22 protein-coding genes are annotated in these 21,527 nt (G+C 71.5%); 7 read left to right on the forward strand and 15 right to left on the reverse strand.

The genetic code is table 11. The annotated features are described in order from the left end of the window. Nucleotides 1–98: 98 nt before the first annotated feature. The gene (gene ccrA / locus ABZW17_RS00205) at nt 99–1,439 is read right to left on the reverse strand and encodes a crotonyl-CoA carboxylase/reductase (protein ID WP_354808120.1); all 1,341 of its coding nucleotides are present in this window, start codon (nt 1,437–1,439) and stop codon (nt 99–101) included. A gap of 194 nt (nt 1,440–1,633) precedes the next feature. Here ccrA and ABZW17_RS00210 point away from each other — a divergent pair, with 194 nt between their 5' ends. Next, complete coding sequence (locus tag ABZW17_RS00210) at nt 1,634–2,002, forward strand: SPW repeat protein (protein ID WP_354808121.1); 369 nt, start codon at nt 1,634–1,636, stop codon at nt 2,000–2,002. A gap of 16 nt (nt 2,003–2,018) precedes the next feature. Continuing rightward, nucleotides 2,019–2,591 (forward strand): TetR/AcrR family transcriptional regulator, encoded by a 573-nt coding sequence (locus ABZW17_RS00215; RefSeq protein ID WP_354808122.1) that lies wholly within the window; start codon nt 2,019–2,021, stop codon nt 2,589–2,591. A 507-nt stretch (nt 2,592–3,098) separates the two neighbouring features. Here the strand turns inward: ABZW17_RS00215 and mce are convergent. Continuing rightward, nucleotides 3,099–3,554, reverse strand: a complete 456-nt coding sequence (gene mce / locus ABZW17_RS00220) for a methylmalonyl-CoA epimerase (RefSeq protein WP_354808123.1) — start codon at nt 3,552–3,554, stop codon at nt 3,099–3,101. A gap of 137 nt (nt 3,555–3,691) precedes the next feature. Here mce and ABZW17_RS00225 point away from each other — a divergent pair, with 137 nt between their 5' ends. The 3 genes from ABZW17_RS00225 (at nt 3,692) to ABZW17_RS00235 (ending at nt 6,831) form a co-directional block, all read left to right on the forward strand. Beyond that, entirely contained in the window at nt 3,692–4,879 is a 1,188-nt protein-coding gene (locus ABZW17_RS00225) for an acetyl-CoA C-acetyltransferase (RefSeq protein WP_354808124.1), read from the forward strand. Continuing rightward, entirely contained in the window at nt 4,880–5,845 is a 966-nt protein-coding gene (meaB, locus tag ABZW17_RS00230) for a methylmalonyl Co-A mutase-associated GTPase MeaB (protein ID WP_354808125.1), read from the forward strand. A 260-nt stretch (nt 5,846–6,105) separates the two neighbouring features. Continuing rightward, nucleotides 6,106–6,831: a peptidylprolyl isomerase gene (locus ABZW17_RS00235; protein WP_354808126.1), complete on the forward strand. Its 726-nt coding sequence runs from the start codon at nt 6,106–6,108 to the stop codon at nt 6,829–6,831. Nucleotides 6,832–6,949: 118 nt separating this feature from the next. On the opposite strand, the gene ABZW17_RS00240 is transcribed toward ABZW17_RS00235, so the two are convergent. After that, nucleotides 6,950–8,332, reverse strand: coding sequence for a PLP-dependent aminotransferase family protein (locus ABZW17_RS00240; RefSeq protein ID WP_354808127.1), 1,383 nt, complete (start codon nt 8,330–8,332; stop codon nt 6,950–6,952). A 46-nt stretch (nt 8,333–8,378) separates the two neighbouring features. Between ABZW17_RS00240 and ABZW17_RS00245 the strand changes: the two genes are divergently transcribed. Continuing rightward, entirely contained in the window at nt 8,379–8,840 is a 462-nt protein-coding gene (locus tag ABZW17_RS00245; protein ID WP_354808128.1) for a carboxymuconolactone decarboxylase family protein, read from the forward strand. Continuing rightward, on the forward strand, nt 8,837–9,574 hold the full coding sequence (locus tag ABZW17_RS00250; RefSeq protein ID WP_354808129.1) for an isocitrate lyase/phosphoenolpyruvate mutase family protein: 738 nt from the start codon (nt 8,837–8,839) through the stop codon (nt 9,572–9,574). Before ABZW17_RS00245 ends, ABZW17_RS00250 begins: the two co-directional genes overlap by 4 nt. A 67-nt stretch (nt 9,575–9,641) precedes the next feature. On the opposite strand, the gene ABZW17_RS00255 is transcribed toward ABZW17_RS00250, so the two are convergent. The 12 genes from ABZW17_RS00255 to ABZW17_RS00310 form a co-directional block, all read right to left on the reverse strand. Further along, nucleotides 9,642–11,249, reverse strand: coding sequence for a cation acetate symporter (locus ABZW17_RS00255; RefSeq protein ID WP_354808130.1), 1,608 nt, complete (start codon nt 11,247–11,249; stop codon nt 9,642–9,644). Beyond that, nucleotides 11,246–11,593 (reverse strand): DUF485 domain-containing protein, encoded by a 348-nt coding sequence (locus tag ABZW17_RS00260; protein ID WP_354808131.1) that lies wholly within the window; start codon nt 11,591–11,593, stop codon nt 11,246–11,248. Before ABZW17_RS00260 ends, ABZW17_RS00255 begins: the two co-directional genes overlap by 4 nt. 70 nt (nt 11,594–11,663) lie before the next feature. Next, nucleotides 11,664–13,388 (reverse strand): cation acetate symporter, encoded by a 1,725-nt coding sequence (locus tag ABZW17_RS00265; RefSeq protein WP_354808132.1) that lies wholly within the window; start codon nt 13,386–13,388, stop codon nt 11,664–11,666. Then, nucleotides 13,388–13,735, reverse strand: coding sequence for a hypothetical protein (locus ABZW17_RS00270; RefSeq protein ID WP_354808133.1), 348 nt, complete (start codon nt 13,733–13,735; stop codon nt 13,388–13,390). Before ABZW17_RS00270 ends, ABZW17_RS00265 begins: the two co-directional genes overlap by 1 nt. Next, on the reverse strand, nt 13,732–14,487 hold the full coding sequence (locus ABZW17_RS00275; protein WP_354808134.1) for a LytTR family DNA-binding domain-containing protein: 756 nt from the start codon (nt 14,485–14,487) through the stop codon (nt 13,732–13,734). The genes ABZW17_RS00270 and ABZW17_RS00275 overlap by 4 nt, the downstream gene beginning before the upstream one ends. Next, complete coding sequence (locus ABZW17_RS00280; protein ID WP_354808135.1) at nt 14,484–15,536, reverse strand: histidine kinase; 1,053 nt, start codon at nt 15,534–15,536, stop codon at nt 14,484–14,486. The genes ABZW17_RS00275 and ABZW17_RS00280 overlap by 4 nt, the downstream gene beginning before the upstream one ends. 45 nt (nt 15,537–15,581) lie before the next feature. Then, the gene (locus tag ABZW17_RS00285; protein ID WP_354808136.1) at nt 15,582–16,274 is read right to left on the reverse strand and encodes a hypothetical protein; all 693 of its coding nucleotides are present in this window, start codon (nt 16,272–16,274) and stop codon (nt 15,582–15,584) included. A gap of 199 nt (nt 16,275–16,473) precedes the next feature. Next, a complete protein-coding gene (locus ABZW17_RS00290) occupies nt 16,474–17,469 on the reverse strand; it encodes an ABC transporter substrate-binding protein (protein ID WP_354808137.1) in 996 nt (331 codons plus the stop codon). Between the two features lie 38 nt (nt 17,470–17,507). Continuing rightward, nucleotides 17,508–18,560, reverse strand: a complete 1,053-nt coding sequence (locus ABZW17_RS00295; protein WP_354808138.1) for an ABC transporter permease — start codon at nt 18,558–18,560, stop codon at nt 17,508–17,510. After that, nucleotides 18,557–19,321 carry an ATP-binding cassette domain-containing protein gene (locus ABZW17_RS00300; RefSeq protein WP_354808139.1) on the reverse strand — a complete coding sequence of 255 codons (765 nt, stop codon included), beginning with the start codon at nt 19,319–19,321 and terminating at the stop codon, nt 18,557–18,559. The genes ABZW17_RS00295 and ABZW17_RS00300 overlap by 4 nt, the downstream gene beginning before the upstream one ends. After that, a complete protein-coding gene (locus ABZW17_RS00305; protein WP_354808140.1) occupies nt 19,318–20,355 on the reverse strand; it encodes a class I mannose-6-phosphate isomerase in 1,038 nt (345 codons plus the stop codon). Before ABZW17_RS00305 ends, ABZW17_RS00300 begins: the two co-directional genes overlap by 4 nt. After that, nucleotides 20,352–21,335 carry a LacI family DNA-binding transcriptional regulator gene (locus ABZW17_RS00310; RefSeq protein WP_103350431.1) on the reverse strand — a complete coding sequence of 328 codons (984 nt, stop codon included), beginning with the start codon at nt 21,333–21,335 and terminating at the stop codon, nt 20,352–20,354. The genes ABZW17_RS00305 and ABZW17_RS00310 overlap by 4 nt, the downstream gene beginning before the upstream one ends. Between the last annotated feature and the right edge of the window lie 192 nt (nt 21,336–21,527).

Consider the following 21,527-nt stretch of genomic DNA (forward strand, 5'->3'; position numbering starts at 1 on the left):
CGCACGGCCTGCCGCGGCGAAGGGAACTGGCGGATTCCGGCCGGTCCCGGTCGGTTTCCGACGCCGGGAGCGAGCCCGCTCCCGGCGCCGCCCGCGTGTCACTCACCGCGGAACGCGTTGATCCCTTCGAGGTGCTTCGCGCGCTTCTCCTCGTCACGAACCCCCAGACCCTCCTGCGGCGCGAGCGCCAGCACACCGACCTTGCCCTGATGGGCGTTGCGGTGCACATCCAACGCAGCCTGCCCGGTCTCCTCCAACGCATACGTCTTCGACAACGTCGGATGGATCAACCCCTTCGCGATCAGCCGGTTCGCCTCCCACGACTCACGGTAGTTCGCGAAATGCGAACCGACGATCCGCTTCAGGTTCATCCACAAATACCGGTTGTCGTACTGATGCATGTACCCCGACGTCGACGCACACGTCACGATCGTCCCGCCCTTACGCGCGGCATACACCGACGCACCGAACGTCTCCCGCCCCGGATGCTCGAACACGATGTCCGGATCCTCCCCACCGGTCAGCTCCCGGATCCGCGCCCCGAACCGCTGCCACTCCCGCGGATCCTGCTCGTGCTCGTCCTTCCAGAACCGATACCCCTCCGCACTGCGATCGATGATCAGCTCCGCCCCCAGCTTCCGGCAGATCGCCGCCTTCTCCGGACTGGACACCACACACACCGGGATCGCACCCCCGTTCAGCGCGTACTGCGTCGCATACGACCCCAAACCACCCGAAGCGCCCCAGATCAGCACGACATCACCCTGCTTCATGTCCGCGCCGTTACGCGAGACCAGCTGCCGGTAGGCAGTGGAGTTGACCAGCCCCGGCGAAGCCGCCTCCTCCCACGTCAGGTGATCCGGCTTCGGCATCAGCTGATTCGCCTTGACCAGCGCAAGCTCCGCCAGCCCCCCGAAGTTCGTCTCGAACCCCCAGATCCGCTGCTCGGTGTCGAGCATCGTGTCGTTGTGCCCGTCCGGGCTCTCCAGCTCCACACTCAGGCAATGCGCGACCACCTCATCGCCCGGCTTCCAGTTGTGCACCCCCACCCCGGTCCGCAGCACCACCCCCGACAGATCCGAGCCCACCACGTGATACGGCAGATCGTGCCGCTTGGCCAGCGGCGAAAGCCGCCCGTACTTCTTCAGGAACTTGAACGTCGGGATCGGCTCGAAAATCGAGGTCCACACGGTGTTGTAGTTGATGGCACTGGCCATCACCGCCACCAGCGCCTCACCCGGACCCAGCTCCGGCACGGGCACGTCATCGACGTGCAACGACTTACGCGGGTCCTTGTCCCGGCTCTCGAGGCCCTCGAACATGTCGACCTCGTCGGCATGCACGGTCACCCCACGGTAGCTCTCGGGCACGGGCAACGAGCCGACCGCGGCGGACTCGCCGGTCAGGATGGCCTGCTGGATCTCGCCGAGCTGCGTCATCGGTTCCTCCGCGGAGATGGGGGGTCAACGGCGTTGGCGGCAGAAATTACTCGCCGGTAACACGCGCCCACAACAGTAGGAGACGGACAGCACGATTACACGCCGAACTGTAACCGATCAATCTTGACCGGCCGGCCAGTCAAGCGGACCATTCGAGGTGGCCAGCTGTTCCACCCGACGGAGGTGAGCACGAAATGAGGGAAATCTCTATGCGCGCGTGGTCCCGCCCCCACGACTGGGCCGAGGTCGTGATCGGGGTCGTCGCCGCTCTTTCACCCCTTTGGCTGAGCACGGACACGACCGCACTGTGGACGATGGTCGTCCTGGGCGCCTTGATCGCCCTCGACGGACTGGTCTCGCTGGCGATGCCGGGCATGGTCTACGGCGAGGGCGTCCAGATCGCGCTCGGCGTGCTGCTGTTCATCGCGCCGTGGGTGATGGGGTACACGGAGTTCAACGGCGCTTCCTGGACGTCCTGGATCGCCGGGGTGCTGACGGTCATCGCCGGCGCGGCAGCGATGCCGGTCGCGAACGCCGCACACCGCACGGCCGGCCAGCACTGACACGTAGGAGGCACGGATGACCGAGGATTCGGCGAAGGAGCGCATCCTCTGCGCCGCCGAGGCGCTCTTCGCCGAGTCCGGCTTCGACGCCACCCCGACCTCCCGGATAGCCGAGCAGGCCGGGGTGCCGAAGGGGCTGGTGCACTACTACTTCCGCCACAAGTCGGACCTGCTCACGGCGCTGGTCGAGCGCCTGCCGGACGAGCGCATCGAGCCGGCGGTGGTGGTGGTCCCGGGCGACCTGGCGGGCAGCCTGCGGCGCTTGGTCCGCGAGCTCGACCACCGGTTCAGCAGATCGTTGGGCCTCTCCCACCTGCTGTGGCGCGAGGCCGACACACACCACGTGGTCCGCGACGCCCTCCACGAGCGGTTCCAGGTCCTGGTCCGCCAGGTCCGAGCGGTGATCCAGGCCGCAACAGGCGGAGGCCTCCCCCCGGCGGACGTGGACCGCGCGTCGGGCCTGCTCGCCCGGGCGGTCAGCCACCGCCACGCGACGGCCCGCCATTCGGAAGACGACCTCCCAGCGGAGTTCGACGGCGAGCTGACGTTCATCGCCGACGCACTGGCGTCGAAGGCCGCCCCGGCGTAGCGGGGGGTGCTTGGCCGGGCGGCGCGGTGCGCCGCCCGCCGTCCCGCGCTCGGCGGCCCGCCGCTCGGTGGCCTGCCGCCCTATGGCCCGGCGCCCGTCCCGCGCTCGGCGGCCTGCCGCTCGGCGGCCTGCCGCCCGGCGGCCCGGTGGCCAGGCGCTCGCCGCCCGGCAGCCAGGCGCCCCGCGGCGCGGCGGCCGCGCGGCGCGGCGGGGCGCGCCGCGGTGGCGGCGTACCGAGCCCGCGCCCGACCGCAATGGCCGGCTGACCTTCCGGCGCCGCCAGCCTGCCGACCGGCCACCCTTTCCTGCCGCCGTCGGGCCGCCGACCGGTCGCCGGCCTGCCGACGGCCGCCTTTCCTGCCGCTGCCGGCCTGCCGCCGGCCGCCAGCCAGCCGGCCCGCCGCCGACCGCTGGCCGCCTGCCGGGTCGGCCGCGCGCCCGGGTTCTGTCATGGGCGTGCGGCCGCGCGTCGGTGGCCTTGTTGCGGTGGAACGGGTTCGCCTGGGGTCAGTGCGCCGTGGTGTCCTTGGCCGGCTCGACCAGTTCCACCAGCACTCCGCCCGTGTCCTTCGGGTGGACGAAGTTGACCCTGCTGTTGGACGTGCCCCTCTTCGCCTCCTCGTACAGCACGCGCAGGCCCTTTGCGCGCAGGGCCGCCGCCGCTGCGTCCACATCGGACACGCGGTACGCCAGCTGCTGCAGGCCCGGGCCGCTCTTGCTCAGGAACTTGCCGATCGGTGAGTCTTCGCGGATCGGCGCCAGGAGCTGGACCTGCGTCTCCGTGCCCGCCGCGCCGGGGGCGCGCAGCATCGCCTCCCGCACTCCCTGCTCTTCGCTCACCTCCTCGTGCGTGAGTTCCAGGCCGAAGTGCTCGCGGTGGAACTCGATGGCCGCGTCCAGGTCCGGGACCGCGATGCCGACGTGGTCGATGGCCGTCACGAACGGCCGCAGGGCGTCATTCATGGAGGCAGGATAGGGGGCTCGCGCGCCGCCGGGAGGCGGAATCGTCGCGTGCCCCGCCTCACACTGGCTCCATCAAGAAGCCCTGCTCCCGGGTATGGTCGGGAAAACTGCCCATGCGCCGATGCTTGGAGGACGCCGTGTCCGGTTCCGTGATCCTGGGTGCCGCCCGTACGCCGATCGGGCGCCTGCTGGGCTCCCTCAAGGACTTCACGGGTGCTCAGCTGGGCGGGGTCGCGATCAAGGCGGCCCTCGAACGCGCCGGGGTCTCCCCGGACGCGGTCCAGTACACGATCATGGGCCAGGTGCTGACCGCCGGCGCCGGCCAGATCCCGGCCCGCCAGGCCGCGGTCGCCGCGGGCATCCCGATGAGCGTGCCCGCGCTGACGATCAACAAGGTCTGCCTCTCCGGCCTCGACGCCATCGCGCTCGCAGACCAGCTCATCCGCGCCGGCGAGTTCGACCTCGTCGTCGCCGGCGGCCAGGAGTCGATGACCCAGGCGCCGCACCTGCTGCCCAAGTCCCGCTCCGGCTTCAAGTACGGCGACACCACCCTCGTCGACCACATGGCCTACGACGGCCTCTTCTGCGCCTTCGACCAGGTCGCCATGGGCGCCTCCACGGAGAAGTACAACTCGCGCTACGGCGTCACCCGCGAGCAGCAGGACGCCTTCTCCGCCCGCTCGCACCAGCGCGCCGCCGAGGCCATCAAGAACGGCTACTTCGCCGACGAGATCGCGCCGGTCTCCATCCCGCAGCGCAAGGGCGACCCGGTCGTCTTCGACACCGACGAAGGGGTCCGCGCCGACACCACCGCCGAAGGCCTCGCCAAGCTCCGCCCGGCCTTCGCCTCCGACGGCACCATCACCGCGGGCTCGGCCTCGCAGATCTCCGACGGCGCCGCCGCTGTCATCGTGGCCAGCAAGGCGAAGGCCGAGGAACTCGGCATCACGCCGATCGCCGAGATCGGCGCGCACGGTGTCGTCGCCGGGCCCGACGCGAGCCTGCACGAGCAGCCGTCGAACGCCATCCTCGCCGCGCTGGCGAAGGCGAACCTCTCCGCCGACGCGCTCGACCTCGTCGAGATCAACGAGGCGTTCGCCGCCGTCGGGCTCGTGTCGACCGAGAAGCTCGGCCTCGACCCGGAGAAGGTCAACGTCAACGGCGGCGCCATCGCCCTCGGCCACCCGATCGGCGCGTCCGGCGCCCGGCTCGCCGTGCACCTGATCCACGAGCTGCGCCGCCGCGGCGGCGGGCTCGGCGCGGCCGCCCTCTGCGGTGGCGGCGGCCAGGGTGACGCCCTGCTGCTGCGGGTGCCGTCGGCGTAAGTGAGCGGACCACTCGACCTCGACGACCTCGTCGGCCGCGCGCGGGACGGGCAGCCCCGTGCCGTCGCGCGGCTGCTGTCGCTCGTCGAGGACGCCCACCCCCGCGTCGCCGAGATCGCGCGGGCGCTGACCCCGCACACCGGGCGGGCCCGCGTCGTCGGGCTCACCGGACCACCCGGGGTCGGCAAGTCGACTTCGACGTCGGCGTTGCTCACCGCGCTGCGCGCGGAGGGCAAGCGGGTCGGGGTCCTCGCCATCGACCCGTCTTCGCCGTTTTCGGGCGGAGCGCTGCTCGGCGACCGGATCCGGATGACCGAGCACGCCACCGATCCCGGCGTGTTCATCCGCTCGATGGCCACGCGAGGCCACCTCGGCGGGCTCTCGTGGGCGACCCCGCAGGCCGTGCGCGTGCTCGACGCCGCCGGGTTCGACGTCGTGCTCATCGAGACCGTCGGGGTCGGTCAGTCCGAAGTGGACGTCGTGAAGCTGGCCGACACCACGGTGGTGCTGCTCGCGCCCGGGATGGGCGACGGCATCCAGGCCGCGAAGGCGGGCGTGCTCGAGATCGCCGACGTCTTCGTCGTCAACAAGGCCGACCGCGAGGGTGCCGACGCCACGGTGCACGACCTCAAGCAGATGATCTCCTTGGCCCGCCGGGAAATCCGTGGGGCGAGCTGGCGGCAGCCGATCGTGCGGACCGTCGCGGCGAAGAGCGAGGGCGTCGACGAAGTCGTGCAAGCGCTGGCCGCGCACCACGACTGGCTCGTGGCGCACGACGAGCTGGCCCGGCGCCGGGTGGCGCGGGCGCGGGACGAGGTCGAGGCCATCGCGCTCCGCCGGTTGCGGGCCGAACTGGTCGACCTGCGCGGCGGGGGACGGCTCGCCGACGTCGCCGAGCGGGTCGTGGCGCGGGAACTCGATCCCTTTGCGGCGGCCGGGGAACTGATCGCGGACCTTCGAGGCTAGCGCGGACGCGAGCCGGGCGAGCAGGAACCGTGCCACCGCAACGGGTCTTCGCCGGACTTTCATGGTGACCTCCCTCTGTGCGCGGCGGGTTTGCCGCGTGCTGCCCATCGTGCGCCGGGGGTCCGACAATTTCCGGGGTGCGGGCGCCGAGGTTCACCCGATGGGCTGACGAGGGCGACTTTCGCCGGTTCTGGCTGTCGGTGCCGGGCCCTAGACTGCGGGGCGCTCCGGAACCGGGCGATCACTGGGAGGGCGTGCAGATGAAGAAGACACTCGTCACCGCGCTGGCGGCAGGCGCGTTGTTCGTGGCCGGGAACGGCGTCGCTACGGCGGCCGACGCCCCGCCGCCGAAGACGACCCACGGGCCCTGCCAGTACACCGAAACCCCGGACGAGCCGCCCGCGCGGCCGGTGCCGCTGCCGCCCGACCCGCGGCACACGCCGAGCCACGGCAAGGTCGACGTCGCGATCCCGACCAGCCAGGGTGCGCTGCCGCTGCGGCTCGACCGCGCGAAGGCGCCGTGCACCGTGCAGAGTTTTCTGCACCTGGCGCGGCACCGGTTCTACGACCACACGGTGTGCCACCGGCTCACGGCGTACCCGACGTTGAAGGTGCTGCAGTGCGGCGACCCGACCGCGACCGGCGAAGGCGGGCCGGGCTACAAGTACAAGGACGAGCTGCCGGTCGATCTGCCGCCGGCGCCGACCGACCCGACCGGCGCCCGTCGCGTCTACGCGCGTGGCCTGCTCGCGATGGCGAACGCGGGCCCGGACACTAACGGCTCGCAGTTCTTCGTCGTGTACGGCGATTCCGCACTGCGGCCGAACTACACGGTGTTCGGCACGGTCGGTGCGGAAGGGTTGAGGACGCTGGACAAGGTGGCGGCCGGCGGGATCCAGCCGACCGCGGAGGACCCGGCGCCGGTCGACGGCACGCCGGTGCTGCGGACGGAACTGCTGCGGGTCCGGCCTGACTGCTGGTTCTGACGGGGACCGCGGGCCGCTCCGGTGGGGTGGCCCGCGGGCATCACACGTACCTGGAGGGTCGACTCGCGTACCTGGGCGGTCGGTTCGCGTATCTGGGGGGTCGGTTCGGGGGAGGGGGTTAGGTGGTTATTTCTTGGAGGGCGTCCATCAGGGTTTGGGTTGCTCCTGCGAAGGCGTGTTTGGGGGTTGCCGCGTAGCCGACTACCAGGCCGCCGGGGGCGTTGGGGGTCATCCAGTGGCTGGACAGGCCCTCGATGCCGATTGCGCGGCGGCGGCAGGCCGCCAGGGCCGTGACCTCGGAGGGGCCGTCGGGGGGAAGCATCAGCAGCAGGTGCAGGCCGGCCGCGATGCCGTGCGGGCGGACGGAGGTCGGCAACGCGGACAACAGGTGCGCGCGGCGGGAGCGGTACTCCGCCCGGCTGCGGCGGACGTGCCGGTCGTACGCGCCCGAGTCGATCAGCTCGGCCAGGGCCAGCTGGTTCAGCAGGGCCGGCCGCGAACCGCTGTCCACCATCGCCGCGCGGACCGGCTCCACCAGTGACCGCGGCAGCACCAGCCAGGCCAGGCGCAGGGCCGGCGCAAGCGTCTTGCTGGCCGTGCCCGCGTACACGACCCGCTCCGGCGCCAGGGCCTGCAACGCTCCGACCTGCTGGCGGTCGAAGCGGAACTCGCCGTCGTAGTCGTCCTCCAGCACGAACGCACCCGAGTCGCTCGCCCGGCGGGCCAGCGCCGCACGCCGGGGCGGGGCCAGGGTGACGCCCGTCGGGTACTGGTGCGCCGGGGTGACGACCACCGCCGGGCTGTCCCACGCCGACACGTCGAGGCCGTGCTCGTCGACCGCCACGCCGACCACGCGCGGTCCCTGCGCGGCCGCGATGGACCGGTACAGCGGCAGCGACGGGTTCTCGAACGCCATTTCGTCGACGCCCAGGTCGGCGAGAGCCCGGGCCAGCACCGCGATGGCGTGGGAAAACCCGTGGCACACCACGATCCGCGCCGGGTCGGCGACCACCCCGCGGGCCCGGGCCAGGTAGCCGGCGAGGGTGTCGCGCAGCTCCGGCGCGCCCGATTCCGACTCGTAGCCGAACGCCGACGCCGGCGTCCGCAGCAGCGCCCGCCGGGTCGCGGTGATCCACGCCTGCCGGGGGAACGCCGTCAGGTCCGGGCGGCCCGGGCGCAGGTCCCAGCGCGGGGCCGGGTCGCGCGGGGCCTGCCGCGGCGCCGACTGGGGGAGCGACCCCGCCGTCGCCACGCGGGTCGGCGCGCCCTGGGCCGTGTGCAGGTAGCCTTCCGCGGCCAGGTCGGCGTACACGCGGGTGACCGTGCCGCGGGCGACGCCGAGGTCGTGGGCCAGGGACCGGGTCGAGGGCACCGCCGCACCCGCCTGCCACCGGCCGTCCCGGATGGCCGCGCGGATGGCCGCCGCGAGACCGGCCCGGCCGGAAGCGGGCTGCCAGCCGAGGTGGACGTCGAACCCGGAACTGGACCACGAATCCGTCATGTGACTGGACCATACCCGTGGACCAGTTGCCGCTAGCGTGGACGGCATGACCAAGCGAATCGGGCTCGGGGGCGCTCCCGAGCTCTACCAGGCGATGGCGAACCTGCAGGCCGAGGTGAACAAGGCCGGCGCCAACGCGGGGCTCGACCCGAAACTGCTGGAACTGGTGAAGACCCGCGCGTCGCAGATCAACGGCTGCGCGTTCTGCCTCGACATGCACACCCGCGACGCGCTCGAGCTGGGCGAGTCGCCGCGCCGGCTGTTCGTGCTCGACGGCTGGCGCGAGACCGACCTGTTCAGCGAGCAGGAGCAGGCCGCCCTCGCCCTCACCGAGGCGATGACCAAGCTGTCCGCGACGCAGTCCGTGCCCGACGACGTCTACGAGCAGGCGGCGAAGGTGTTCACCGAGGACCAGTACCGCGCGGTGGCCTGGGAGGCCATCGCGATCAACAGCTGGAACCGGATGACCATCACCAGCCACACCCCGCTGCCGAAGCGGGACGCGTGAGCGCCGCCGCGCTCAAGGCGCTGCACGTCCCCGGCAAACCCCTGGTCCTGCCGAACGCGTGGGACGCCGACACCGCGAAGCTCGTCGAGGCCGCCGGGTTCCCCGCGTTGGCGACCAGTTCGGTCGCCGTCGCGGCCGCGCTCGGGTTCGCCGACGGCGAAAAGGCGCCCGCGGACGAAATGTTCGCTGCGGCAAGACGCATCGCGAACGCCGTGGGCGTCCCGGTGAGCGTCGACGCCGAGTCCGGCTACGGACTGTCCGGCGCCGAACTCGCCGGTCGGCTGCTCGACGCGGGGGCCGTCGGCTGCAACTTCGAGGACACCGACCACGCCACCGGCGGGGTCCGGCCGGTCGCCGAGCAGGCCGGGCGGATCGCCGCGCTGCGTGAGGCGGCGGGCGACGGGCTGGTCATCAACGCCCGCGTCGACTCCTTCCGCGGAGTGGACCCGAAGGAAGCGCTCGAAGCCGGAGTGGCCAGGGCGAAGGCGTACCTGGAGGCGGGCGCCGACTGCGTCTACCCGATCCACCTGCGCACGCCGGAGCTGATCGCGGAGTTCGTGCAGGGGGTCGGCGGGGCGGTCAACGCGCCCGCGTGGCCGGGCAGCCCGGGCCTCGAAGGCCTCGCCCACCTGGGGGTGGCGAGGATTTCGCTGGGCGGCGGGCTGTGGCAGTACGTGCGCAAGCAGCTGGAAACCACCCTCAAGAGCGTCGCCGAGGGCAAGCTGCCGTACTGAGAGCTGGCCGAAGGCCGTCGCGAGAGGATCGGGAACACCCTCGCGACGGCCTTCGGGGTCAGTGCACCTAGTGGGCGACGGCCTTCTCGGCGCCCGCGCCGGTCAGGGAGCGGACCTCCATCTCGGCGTACTTCTTCTCGTTGTGCTCCTTGGACAGGATCGTGCCGAGCCAGCCGAGGATGAACGCGGCCGGGATCGAGACGATGCCCGGGTTGCTCAGCGGGAACCAGGCGAAGTCCGCGGTCTTGATCATCGACGTGCTCTTGCCGGACACCGCCGGCGAGAACACGATCAGCACGACCGTGATGGCCAGGCCGCCGTAGATCGACCACAGCGCGCCCTGGGTGTTGAACCGCTTCCAGAACAGCGAGTAGAGGATCGTCGGCAGGTTCGCCGACGCCGCGACCGCGAAGGCCAGCGCCACCAGGAAGGCGACGTTCTGCCCGTTGGCCAGGATGCCGCCGCCGATGGCGAGGGCGCCGATGACCACCGCGGTGATCCGGGCGACCCTGACCTCCGAGTCCGGCGACGTCTTGCCGCGCTTGACGACGTTCGCGTAGACGTCGTGGGCGAAGGACGCGGACGCCGTGATCGTCAGGCCGGCGACCACCGCGAGGATCGTCGCGAAGGCGACCGCGGAGATCAGGCCCAGCAGCACCGGGCCGCCGAGCTCCAACGCCAGCAGCGGAGCCGCGGAGTTGACGCCACCCGGTGCCTTCTTGATCGTGTCCGGCCCGACCAGCGCACCGGCGCCGTAGCCCAGCACCAGCGTGAACAGGTAGAACACGCCGATCAGGACGATCGCCCAGACGACCGAGCGACGCGCGTCGCGAGCGGTCGGGACCGTGTAGAACCGCATCAGCACGTGCGGCAGGCCCGCGGTGCCCAGCACCAGCGCGATGCCGAGGGAGAAGAAGTCCAGTTTGGACGTTCCGGTGGCGCCGTACTGCTTGCCCGGGCCGAGCAGCGTCTCCCCGGCCTTGCCCGCCTTGTCGACGGCGGCCTGCAGCAGGCTGGAGAAGTTGAAGTTGTACTTGCCGAGCACCCACAGCGTGATCACGAGCGCGCCCACGATGAGCAGCGCGGCCTTGATGATCTGCACCCAGGTGGTGCCCTTCATGCCGCCGATCAGGACGTAGGCGATCATGATCACGCCGACCACGGCGATGACCAGCGCCTGCGCGCCGGACCCTTCGACGCCGAGCAGCAGCGCGACCAGGCCACCGGCGCCCGCCATCTGCGCGAGCAGGTAGAAGAACGACACGGCCAGCGTCGACGTCGCGGCCGCGGCCCGCACCGGGCGCTGCTTCATCCGGAACGCCAGGACGTCGCCCATGGTGAACTTACCGGTGTTGCGCAGCAGTTCCGCGACGAGCAGCAACGCCACGAGCCACGCCACCAGGAAGCCGATGGAGTAGAGGAAGCCGTCGTAGCCGTTGATCGCGATGGCGCCGGCGATGCCGAGGAAGGACGCGGCCGACAGGTAGTCACCCGAGATCGCGATGCCGTTCTGCGGTCCGGTGAACGCGCGGCCGGCGGCGTAGTAGTCCGACGCCGTCTTCGTGTTGCGGCTGGCCCGGAACACGATCACCAGGGTGATGACCACGAACGCGGCGAAGATCAGGATGTTCAGGAGCGGGTTGCTGCCCTCCACCCCCGCGGCGATGTTCGTCATGCCTGCTCCTTCTCGATGTCCTCACGGATCTTCTCCGCGACCGGGTCGAGCTTCCGGTTCGCGTACCGGACGTAGAGGCCGGTGATGACGAACGTCGAGACGAACTGCAGGAGGCCGAAGATCAGGCCGACGTTGATGTTGCCGAACACCTTCGTGCTCATGAAGCCGTGCGCGTAGTCGGCCAGCAGCACGTACAGCAGGTACCAGATCAGGAACAGCGCCGTCATCGGGAAGACGAACCGGCGCAGCCGGCTGCGCAGCTCGCGGAACTCGGTGCTTTCGTGCGCGCGTTCCCAGATGGTGTCGGACGTGTCCGGGGGGCCGCCCGTCTCCGTCGTGCTCATCGCTGCTCCCTGCGACGTTGCGGAAAGTGACGTGCGCCACCGTAGGGAGGTGTGAGTCCTTCGTGAAGATTCAGCGGTTCAACAGCCGAGCCAGACGACGAACGGTTGACGAACGGTCACGCGGTCCCGTCGAGCGGGGTTCGTCCAGGTGCAGGCGGAGCATCGCCGCCGTCGACCAAGTGGGGGGCCTGCCCCGCAACGAGACCAGCGCCATTGCGCCGAACGCCAGCGGTACCGACCAGGGTGCCGGTTGCTGCACCAGGATCGCCACCCAGCCGTGCAGCGGCGGCCCGGCGAGGGCGAACAGGATCGAGCCGGACGACGCCACCAGCCCGGTCAGCACCCCGGCGATCCCGCCGGTCGCGGTCAGCCGCGGCCACCAGATGCCGAGCACCAGCAGCGGGCAGAACGTCGACGCGGCCACCGTGAAACCCCACGTGACCAGGACTCCGGCGTCGAGCTCGGCCGAGCGCAGCGCCAGCAGCACCATGATCCCGGCGACGCCGAACACCGCGATCCGCAGCCGCCGCAGGCCGCCGGGGACGAGGTCGTGCGCGATCGCGCCCGACATCACCAGCAGCAGGCCCAGCGACGTCGCCAGGAACGCGGCGAACGCACCCGCGGTCAGCAACGCCGTGAACAGGTCGCCGGCCCAGCCGCGGTCGACCTGGTAGGGCAGCGCGACGACCACGGTGTCGGTGGCGCCGGAGAGGTACAGCCCGGGAACGAGCACCCGCCCGAGCACGCCGTAGACGCCGGGGAAGAGGTAGAAGACACCGAGCAGCGCGACGGTGATCGCGGCGGTGCGGCGCGCGGCCCGGCCGTCCGGGCTGGTGTGGAAGCGCATCAGGACGTGCGGCAGGCCCATCGTGCCGAGCATGGTCGCGATGAGGACGGCCCAGGTGCCGAGCAGCGGGTAGCCCTGGTCGCCGAGGTCGAGCAGCGGGCGGCGCCAGTCGGGGCCGCCGAGCGCGGCGCCGCCGCGGACCGCCGGGACGGCCGCGCCCGTGCCGAACACGACCTCGTCCTGGCTGTGCGCGGTGAATTCCCCCGGCGGCAGGACCTCGACGACGCCGTTGCGGCGCACCGGGGTCGGCTCGCGGATCTCCATCGTGACGTCGACGTCGAACCGCACCGGGGTCTCGCGGGCGAAGTGGGTGAACTCGACGGGGTTGAGCGCGTCGGTCCGGTTGACCGCGCCGGCCTGCAGCACCAGCCAGATCGCCGGGATCAGGAACAGCAGCAGCTTCAGCACGAACTGGAACGCCTGCACGTACGTCGCCGCGCGCATGCCGCCCAACGCCAGGGTGACGCTGACCGCGGCGCCGGCCAGCACCACGCCGACCCAGTACGGCGTGCCGCCGACGGCCGTGAGGACCAGGCCGGCGGTGCGGAACTGTGGGACGACGTAGATCGTGCCGATCACCAGCACGACGACGGCGGCCAGGCGGCGCAGCGCGGGGGAGTTGAGCCGGGCTTCGGCGAAGTCGGGGACAGTCAGCGCGCCGGACCGCCGCATCGGCGCCGCGACGAGCACGAGCATCGCGATGTAGCCGGCGGTGAAACCGACCGGGTACCACAGCGCCCCGATGCCGTCCTTGACGACGAGCCCCGCGACACCGAGGAAGGAAGCGGCGGACAGGTATTCGCCGGAGACGGCGGCCGAGTTGACCAGCGGCGAGATCCGGCGGGACGCCACCAGGAAGTCCGACGTCGTGCGCATGGCGGCGACCCCGCGGACGCCGATCAGCAGCGTCACGAGCACGACCGGCGCGACGGCGAGCGCGATGCCCACTACTCGTCCTCGAGCCGCTCGGCGCGCCGGAGCTGCCAGCGGGCCAGGAGGGCCATCGCGGGGTAGGGGAGGACCGCGAGCATCAGCCAGGACACCGGAATTCCCAGCAGCCGCAGGGTGTCCAGGGCCGGGAAGAGCGCGAAGACGCCGGGGAGGCCGAGCAGCAGCGTGAACATCAGGACCAGCGCGGGAATGCCGCGGCGGCGCTGGGCGGCGTAGAGGGCGGTGGCGCGCTGGGTGTCGCCCGCGGGGAGCCGCGGCTGGCGCCAGCGGCCGCGCGACCGGCGCCGGGCGTGGGCGAGGCGGGTCTGCGGGCTGGTGACGGCGACCCGGCGGATCCTGCTCATCGCGGATCGGACCCGAGCTGGCCGCGCTGAGCCGCTTCCAGCAGCCGGTCACGCAGATCGCGCGCGTGGCGGCGGCTCACCGGGACGTCCCCCGCCTCGGTGTGGGCCAGCAGCCCGCCCGCGGTGTCGCTGCGCAGCTCCAGCACCGCCCCGACGGCCACCAGGAACCCGCGGTGCACCCGGCTGAACCCGGTTCCTTCCCAGTACTCCTCCAGCCGCGAGATCGGCATCCGCACCAGGTGGACGCCGCCGCGCGTGTGCAGCCGGACGTAGTCGCCGTGGGCCTCCACGAACAGGACGTCGTCACGGCGGACGTACCGCGTCCGCCCGCCCGACTCCACCGGCAGCGCTGCCATCGCGTCCGGCGTCGGCCGCGACGCCGGGGTCGCCATCCGCATGACCTTCGCCAGCGCCGTCGACAGCCGTTCGGTGCGGACCGGCTTGAGCAGGTAGTCCACCGCGCCGATGCCGTACGCCGTCACGGCGTGGCCGTCGTGCGCCGTGACGAACACGATCACCGGCGGCTCGCTCAGCTTCGCCAGCAGCGACGCGAGTTCGAGCCCGTCGAGGCCCGGCATCGAGATGTCGAGGAACACCGCGTCGAAGCGATCCGCCTGAAGCAGTTTCAACGCCTTCAGCGCATCACCCGCCCCGACGACTTCGCCGACTTCGGGCGCTTCGCGCAGCATGCGGCAGAGCTCGTCCAGGGCGGGCGGGAGGTCGTCGACGGCCAGTACCCGAAGCGAAGTCACGGCAGCACCCCCGGCTGGAACCGCGGCACCCGCACGACCACCCGGGTGCCCGCGCCGACCTCGGTCTCCACGGTCAGGCCGTACCAGGCGCCGTAGACGTCCCGCAACCGTCTGTCCACATTGGCCAGTCCCATGCCCGCGGCATCGTCCTCGCCGATGCGCCCGGCCAGGATGTCCGCCGCGCGCTTCGGGTCCATGCCGACCCCGTCGTCCTCGACGAAGATCACGCAGTCGTTCCCTTCCGCCTGCCCGTGCACCTGGACCTGCCCGGTGCCCGACCGCGGCTCGATGCCGTGCCGGATCGCGTTCTCCACCAACGGCTCCAGCACCAGGTACGGCACCGCGACGGCGAGGATCTCCGGCGCGACCCGCACCTGGACGCGCAGCCGCTCGCCGAGCACCGCCCGCTGCAGCGCCAGGTACGTCTCGATCGCGCGGAACTCCTCGGCGACCACGGTGTACTCGCCGTGGCGCGCCAGGCTGTAGCGCGTGTAGTCGGCGAAGTCGAGCATGAGGTCGCGGGCCCGGTCGGGGTCCGAACGCACCAGTGACGCGATGACCGTCAGCGCGTTGTAGACGAAGTGCGGCGACATCTCCGCCCGCAACGCGCGCAGCTCGGCCTGCGCCGCCTGTTCGGCCGACGCCTCGAGCCGCCACCGTTCCAGCGCCTGCACCACGAGGTCGGCGGCCTGGGCCGCGACCGCGTCCCGGACGTCCCCGACCACCAGCAGCGCCCCGGCCAGTTCGTCGTGGACGTGCAGCGGCAGCACCAGGACGTCCGGCGCCGAGCCGGGTTCTTCGGTGTGGAGGACGCCGTCGAGCACCGACGCGACGACCGCGTCCGGCCCCGGCCGGCCCGACCACAGCAGCGAGCCGGACAGGTCGGTGAGACCGAGGCCGGGGAAGCCGAAGAGGCGGCGCAGGCCGTGCGCGGCGCGGCGCGCGCGGGTGCCGGACAGGCCGTCGCGCAGGTTGTCGGAGACGCGGCGGGCCGCGGCCAGCACCGGCAGCGGGTCGGCGCGGGACGCCGGGCGCAGGTGCACGGTCATCGGGCCTCCCCTCGGCGGCGGTGTCCAGGGCAGTAGATCCTACGGCTACGCGGGTCCGTCGCGGTCGGCCAGCACCTGGGCGTGGCGGCGGAAGCGGCGCCAGGTCCGGTAGTGGTCGATCGACGTGAGGCCGCCCAGCAGGCTCGCGTTCGCCGGGTACGGCCGGTCCGGCAGCGAGATCCAGCCGGTCGTGCGGGTCTCCTTGACCGCCACCGGCACCGGCCGGAACGTCGTCGGGTCGAGCCCGTCGCTGTGCCGGACGACCTCGTCGAAGAACCACGCCGACGTGATCAGCGCCAGCACCCCGCGTGACGCCTTGAGCGCCTCCTTCAGCGGCTTCGCCTCCAGCAGGCGGAACGTCTGGTTGATCGCCGGCGCGGTGACGCCGTGGTCGTCGTAGGCGATCTCGCCCGCGTGCAGCGCCATCCGGAGCCGGATCCGGGCGCCGGGGTCGTGCGTGCGGTTGTGCCGGTGCAGCGCCACGGCGAGCGCGGCCGGCAGGAACTCCACGAAGAGTCCCTTCGGGACCTCCGGCGGGGCGAGCACGAACACGCCGTCGCCGCAGTCTTCGGGCCGGCAGTCCCGCCACGGGACGCCGGCGTCGTCGAACGCCCGGTCCAGCGCGCGGTAGAGCCCCGCGCGCAGCAACAGGCGATCGGGTGTGGTTCTGCGCTGGTCGCCGTAGCCCTCGACGTCGACCGCGAAGACCGTGCGATGCACGGCCGGCCGGTACCTCATCGCACCCTCCCTGCGAGCATGCATGTGCCGATGCATGTGCAAGTGAGTGTGACGCGTACCACCCGCGCGGGGGAACCGGTCCTGCGGTGAGCGGTTCTCCCACCGCGGTGACCGGCAGGGGGTGTTCACCAGCAGTGAACACGCTGGTCAGGACCCTGCGGACGGTGCGCACACCGCCCGCAGGACCCTGACGGACGGGTCAGCAGCTCTGCTTGTAGAAGTACTGGGAGTTGGCGTCCATGTCCGCCTTGGTGATCGAGTGCAGCTGCGCGGTGAGGTTCCGCGTCACGGACTTGCCCTCGACGGCCGCGACCGCCTGCTGGACGCCCTGGGTGCCGATCGAGGCCGGGTCCTGGGCGATCAGGGCCTGGTACTGACCGTTCTTCAGGCCCTCGACCTCGGACGGGCTGGCGTCGAAGCCGATCAGGTTGACCGCGCCGACCTTGCCCGCGTTGCGCAGGCCGGTCGCCGCGCCCTCGCCGGTGTTGAGGTTGGTCGCGAAGACGCCGATCAGGTCGGGCGTCGACGACAGCGCCGCCGTCACCTTGGCCGCGGCCTGCTCCGGCTCGTTCTGGGTGAACTGGACGCCGATCGACTTCAGGTTCGGCGTGTTCTTCAGTTCCTCCTCGAAGCCCTTGGCGCGCGCGGCGGTCGTGGACGTGCCCGCGATCGTGTCGAGCACCAGCACCGAGCCGCTCTTGCCGCCGGCCAGCTTGGCCATCGTCTGCGCGGCGAGCTTGCCGCCCGCGGCGTTGTCGGAGGAGATCGACGACGCGGCCACGCTCGTGTCCTTCAGCGCGGTGTCGACCTCGACGATCTTCGTGCCGCGCGCCTTGACCTGCTGGATCGGCGCCAGCATCGCGGTGTCGTCGGTCGGGGCGATGAGCAGTGCCGCCGGCGGGTTCGCGCCGAGGGCGTTGACCAGCTGGGTCTGCAGGGGAGCGTCGAACTTCTGCGGCGCCTGGGTGGTCAGCTCGTAGCCGAGCTTCTTCGCCTCGGCTTCCGCGCCGCACTGCAGCGAGATGTAGAACGGCTCGGCCTGCACGCCCGGGATCAGCGCCAGCTTCTTGCCGCCGACCGGCTGGGCCGAGCTGCCGGACCCGCTCTGCCCGACCGTGCCGGAGCCGCACGCGGACAGCAGGGCGGCGGCGGAGACCACGGCACCCATGGCGGTGAGAGTCTTGGTCAGTTTCATAAGCACCTCGTTGTACTCGGGGGACCGTACTTGGGGACTCAGCGGGAGTTGCGGCGACGGCGGCGGCGCTGGTCGAACCAGACCGCGGCGACCAGGACCCAGCTGACGATGAACATCTGCCAGAAGTCCTGGACGTGGATGATGTTGAAGCCCTTGCGCAGCACCGCGGGGATGAACACCCCGATCACCGTGCCCAGGATCGTGCCGACGCCGCCGAAGAGGCTCGTCCCGCCCAGCACGACCGCGGCGATGGCGTTGAGGTTGTCGGTGGTGTGCCCGGAGATGGTGGTCGAGTTGTAGTAGGCCAGCGAGAGGAACCCGGCGATCCCGGCCAGGAACCCGGTCAGCGTGTACACCTTCAGCAGGTGCGCGGTGACGCCGATGCCCGCGCGCCGCGCGCCCTCGGCGTTGGAGCCGACCGCGAACGTGTACCGCCCGAACTTGGTCGTCCGCAGCAGCCAGGCGCCGATCACGGTGATCACGATGGCCACGATGACCAGGTTGGGCACGATGCCGAAGGACGTGCCGTAGCCCAGGGTCTTGGTGAGCTGCGCCGGCACGGTGCGCAGGTCCGAACCGCCGTTGAGCAGGTAGGCGGTGGCCAGCGCGGCGCCCATCGTGCCGAGGGTGACGATCAGCGCCGGGATCTTGGCCACGGCGACGAGGACGCCGTTGATCACGCCCCAGACCGTGCCGGTGACGACGGCGACGACGAGCCCGACGGCGATCACGCCCCAGCCCGCCTGCGACGCGTCCCCGCCGGACATCGCCTCCATCACCTTGCCCGCGACCATGCCGGCGAGGATCAGCACCGAGCCGACCGAGAGGTCGATGCCGGAGGTGATGATCACGAACGTCATGCCCACCGAAAGGATGAGCAGGACCGAGGACTCGATGAACAGCGTCTGGAAGGTGAACAGCGTCGGGAAGCTGTCCGGCGCGATCGCGCTGAACAGCACGACCAGCGCGACCAGGACCAGCCCGATCCAGAACGTGTTGGCCTCGACCAGCCGCTTGCCCAGCGGCCGCTTGCCGAACCCGGCTTCGGGTGTCTCCTGGATGTCCTTCTGCGCGGGTGTCGACACGCTCATGCCGCCTCCTCCTGCACGAGGGCGCCGGTCATCGCGGCGACGAGGTCTTCGAGCTTCGTGTCCGCGCCCGCGAACCGGGCGACCCGCTTGCCGAGCCGCAGCACCTCGACGCGGTCGGCGACCGACAGCACCTCGGGCATGTTGTGGCTGATCAGCACCACGGCGATGCCCTTGTCGCGCACCTTCTTGATGACGTCGAGCACGCGCTCGCGCTGCACGACCCCGAGCGCGGCCGTCGGCTCGTCCATGAACACGACCTTCGACGCCCACACGACCGAACGCGCCACGGCGACGCTCTGCCGTTGCCCGCCCGACAGCGAGCCGATCGGGACGTCCGTGCTCTGCAGCGTCACGCCGAGGCGCTGGAACTCCTCGATCGCCCGCCGCCGCATCTCGTTCTTGTCGAGCATCCCGAGCTTGCCGAGGATGCCCTTGCGGTGGATTTCGCGGCCGAGGAACAGGTTGGCCGCCGGGTCGAGCTCCGGGGCGACCGCGAGGTCCTGGTAGACGGTCTCGATGCCGAGGCGCCGCGCGGTGGTCGGCGAGTCGAAGTGGACCTCCTTCTCGTCCAGGAGGATCTTCCCCGACGTCGGCTGCTCCGCACCGGAGAGGCACTTGACCAGCGTCGACTTGCCGGCGCCGTTGTCGCCGATCAGCGCCGTCACCTCGCCCGCGCGCGCCTGGAACGACGCGCCGCGCAGGGCTTCGACCGAGCCGTAGTGCTTCGTCAGCTCGATCGCGTCCAGCAGGATTTCGCTCATCCGTGCCTCTCTTCCGGCGCCGGCGGGCGGCAGCGGATCGCCGTCGCCGTGCCGGACAGCTCGGTCTGGCCGGCGTCGAACGGGACGACGTAGGTGTCGCCCTTCGCCAGCGCGAACTCGCCGCCGTGCTCGGTGCGCAGGGTGCCTTCGCCGTCGAGGACCACCAGAACCGCGAACGACGGGTCGAGTGACAACGTTGTCACCTTGTCGGTGCGCAGCTGCTCGGCTCGGAAGAACCGCTCCGATCCGCTGGCCAGCAGGTCCACAGTGGAGGCGGTGTCGCCCGCCGTGCGCCTGATGATGGTTTCGAGGCGTTCGGTGTCCCAGCCGGAGGTGTCCAGTGCCTCGATGGCGGTGTCGAAGCCCAGGCCGAGGTGGCCCTTTTCCGGGGACGCCAGGAAGTCGCGCCACTCGATGGTGAGGGAGAAGTCCGTCGGCTGCTGCAGCTCGACGACGAACACGCCCTCGCCGATCGCGTGCGGCAGCCCGGCCGGGATGTAGACGGTGTCACCCGCCGACACCGGGATGCTGTTGAGCGCGCCCAGCATCGACGGCACGTCCTGCTCCCGCGTCCACTCGGAGACCGTCGCCTTGGACAGCGTCTCCTTGAAACCCGGGTAGACGCGCGGGTCGTCGCCGTAGGTGCCCACGACGATCCACGCCTCGGTCTTGCCGAAGTGGGAGTCGAAGTGCTGCTTGGCGAAGGTGTCGTCCGGGTGGAAGTGCACGGGCAGCCGCTGGCCCGCGTCGAGCAGCTTGACCAGCAGGCCGGTCGACGTCCCGAGCGCTTCGACGTGCTTCGCGCCGAGCCAGCCGTTCGGGTTCGCCACGACGGCGTCGCGCAGCCAGGCGCCGTCGGGGAGCCGGGTGAGGCCGTTGGTCTCCTGGCCGAACATCGTGGTCGCCGAGGCGACCCAGTCCTCCGGGCCGAACTTCTTGTCCGGCGAGGCACCGCGCAGGGCCGCGATGGCGTCGCCGCCGCGGTAGAACTGCGGCGGCTGGTTGGCCGGGAGGCGGATCGGTTCGAGGGTCACGGGGCGACCTCACCGGAACCACGGGCGACGAGATGCACGGGCAGGACTACCTTTCTCGGCGGTGACTGATCTCCTTGGACGCGGGCGAAGAGCAGCTCGGCCGCGGCGTGGCCCAGCGCGCTGACGTCGTGGGCGACCACGGTGACCGGCGGGTTCAGCAGGTCCGCCAGCTCGAAGTCGTCGAACCCGACCATCGCCGGCCGCCGCTCGGCGTGGGCCAGCGCGCGCAGCAGGTGCACGGCGACCCGGTTGTTGCCGGCGATCACCGCGGTGGCCGCGTCAGGGCCGTCGAGCAGCCGCTTGACGGCGTCGCCGACCGAGTCCGGCGTCGGCGTCCCCATCGAGACCAGCGACTCGTCGTAGGAGATCCCGTTGCGCACGCAGCCCTCGCGGAACCCGCGCAGGCGCTCGGCCGCGGTGAAGATGTCCGGGCTGTCGCCGAGGAAGGCGATCCGGCGGTGGCCGTGCTGCGCCAGGTGCGTGACCGCTTCGATGGTGCCGCCGAGGTTGTCGACCAGCACGGTGTCGGCCACGATGTCGCCGGCCGGGCGGTCGATGAACACCACCGGCGTGCCCGCGCGCATCTCCGGCACCAGGTAGCCGTGCTGCAGGCCGGCCGGGACGACGAGGATGCCGTCCACCCGCCGCGCGCAGAACTCCAGCACGAGCTCGCGCTCGCGGTCGGAGTTCTCCTCGGAGGAACCGGTGAGCACCTGGCGGCCGAACGACGTCGCGATCCGCTCGACCGCGCGGTTCAGCTCGGAGTAGAAGGGGTTGCCGACGTCTTCGACGATCAGCCCGATGGTGCCGGTCGTGGACCCGCGGCGCAGGTTGCGCGCGCCCAGGTTGCGCCGGAAGCCCAGCTGCTCGATGGCCGCCATGACCCGCTCGGCGGTGTCCGGGTGCACGGCGGGTTCGTCGTTGACCACGCGCGAGACGGTCTTGATGCTCACGCCGGCCAGCCGGGCCACGTCGCTCATCGTGGCCCGCCTGCTCGCGGTGCGCGTGTTGCCGCCGGAGTCCCGGCCCGCAGGAGACAACGTTGTCATAGTGTCCGGGATTGAACGCCAAGACCCGGTGGCTTGTCAACGGTGCGGGCGCGGATTGTGCCGATTCGGCTACCGAAGTCGTAGAGCAGACGGCTGATCACGCTGTCCCGAAGTGGACAGGAC

The sequence above is a fragment of the Amycolatopsis sp. NPDC004625 genome, assembly GCF_040609695.1.
Classification (GTDB): domain Bacteria; phylum Actinomycetota; class Actinomycetes; order Mycobacteriales; family Pseudonocardiaceae; genus Amycolatopsis.

Excerpts from the sequence above, each read along its gene's own strand:
- ccrA (WP_354808120.1), bottom strand. The coding sequence starts at position 1,439 with ATGACGCAGCTCGGCGAGATCCAGCAGGCCATCCTGACCGGCGAGTCC.
- ABZW17_RS00210 (WP_354808121.1), top strand. The coding sequence starts at position 1,634 with ATGAGGGAAATCTCTATGCGCGCGTGGTCCCGCCCCCACGACTGGGCC.
- ABZW17_RS00215 (WP_354808122.1), top strand. The coding sequence starts at position 2,019 with ATGACCGAGGATTCGGCGAAGGAGCGCATCCTCTGCGCCGCCGAGGCG.
- mce (WP_354808123.1), bottom strand. The coding sequence starts at position 3,554 with ATGAATGACGCCCTGCGGCCGTTCGTGACGGCCATCGACCACGTCGGC.
- ABZW17_RS00235 (WP_354808126.1), top strand. The coding sequence starts at position 6,106 with ATGAAGAAGACACTCGTCACCGCGCTGGCGGCAGGCGCGTTGTTCGTG.
- ABZW17_RS00240 (WP_354808127.1), bottom strand. The coding sequence starts at position 8,332 with ATGACGGATTCGTGGTCCAGTTCCGGGTTCGACGTCCACCTCGGCTGG.
- ABZW17_RS00245 (WP_354808128.1), top strand. The coding sequence starts at position 8,379 with ATGACCAAGCGAATCGGGCTCGGGGGCGCTCCCGAGCTCTACCAGGCG.
- ABZW17_RS00255 (WP_354808130.1), bottom strand. The coding sequence starts at position 11,249 with ATGACGAACATCGCCGCGGGGGTGGAGGGCAGCAACCCGCTCCTGAAC.
- ABZW17_RS00260 (WP_354808131.1), bottom strand. The coding sequence starts at position 11,593 with ATGAGCACGACGGAGACGGGCGGCCCCCCGGACACGTCCGACACCATC.
- ABZW17_RS00270 (WP_354808133.1), bottom strand. The coding sequence starts at position 13,735 with ATGAGCAGGATCCGCCGGGTCGCCGTCACCAGCCCGCAGACCCGCCTC.
- ABZW17_RS00280 (WP_354808135.1), bottom strand. The coding sequence starts at position 15,536 with ATGACCGTGCACCTGCGCCCGGCGTCCCGCGCCGACCCGCTGCCGGTG.
- ABZW17_RS00285 (WP_354808136.1), bottom strand. The coding sequence starts at position 16,274 with ATGAGGTACCGGCCGGCCGTGCATCGCACGGTCTTCGCGGTCGACGTC.
- ABZW17_RS00290 (WP_354808137.1), bottom strand. The coding sequence starts at position 17,469 with ATGAAACTGACCAAGACTCTCACCGCCATGGGTGCCGTGGTCTCCGCC.
- ABZW17_RS00295 (WP_354808138.1), bottom strand. The coding sequence starts at position 18,560 with ATGAGCGTGTCGACACCCGCGCAGAAGGACATCCAGGAGACACCCGAA.
- ABZW17_RS00300 (WP_354808139.1), bottom strand. The coding sequence starts at position 19,321 with ATGAGCGAAATCCTGCTGGACGCGATCGAGCTGACGAAGCACTACGGC.
- ABZW17_RS00310 (WP_103350431.1), bottom strand. The coding sequence starts at position 21,335 with ATGAGCGACGTGGCCCGGCTGGCCGGCGTGAGCATCAAGACCGTCTCG.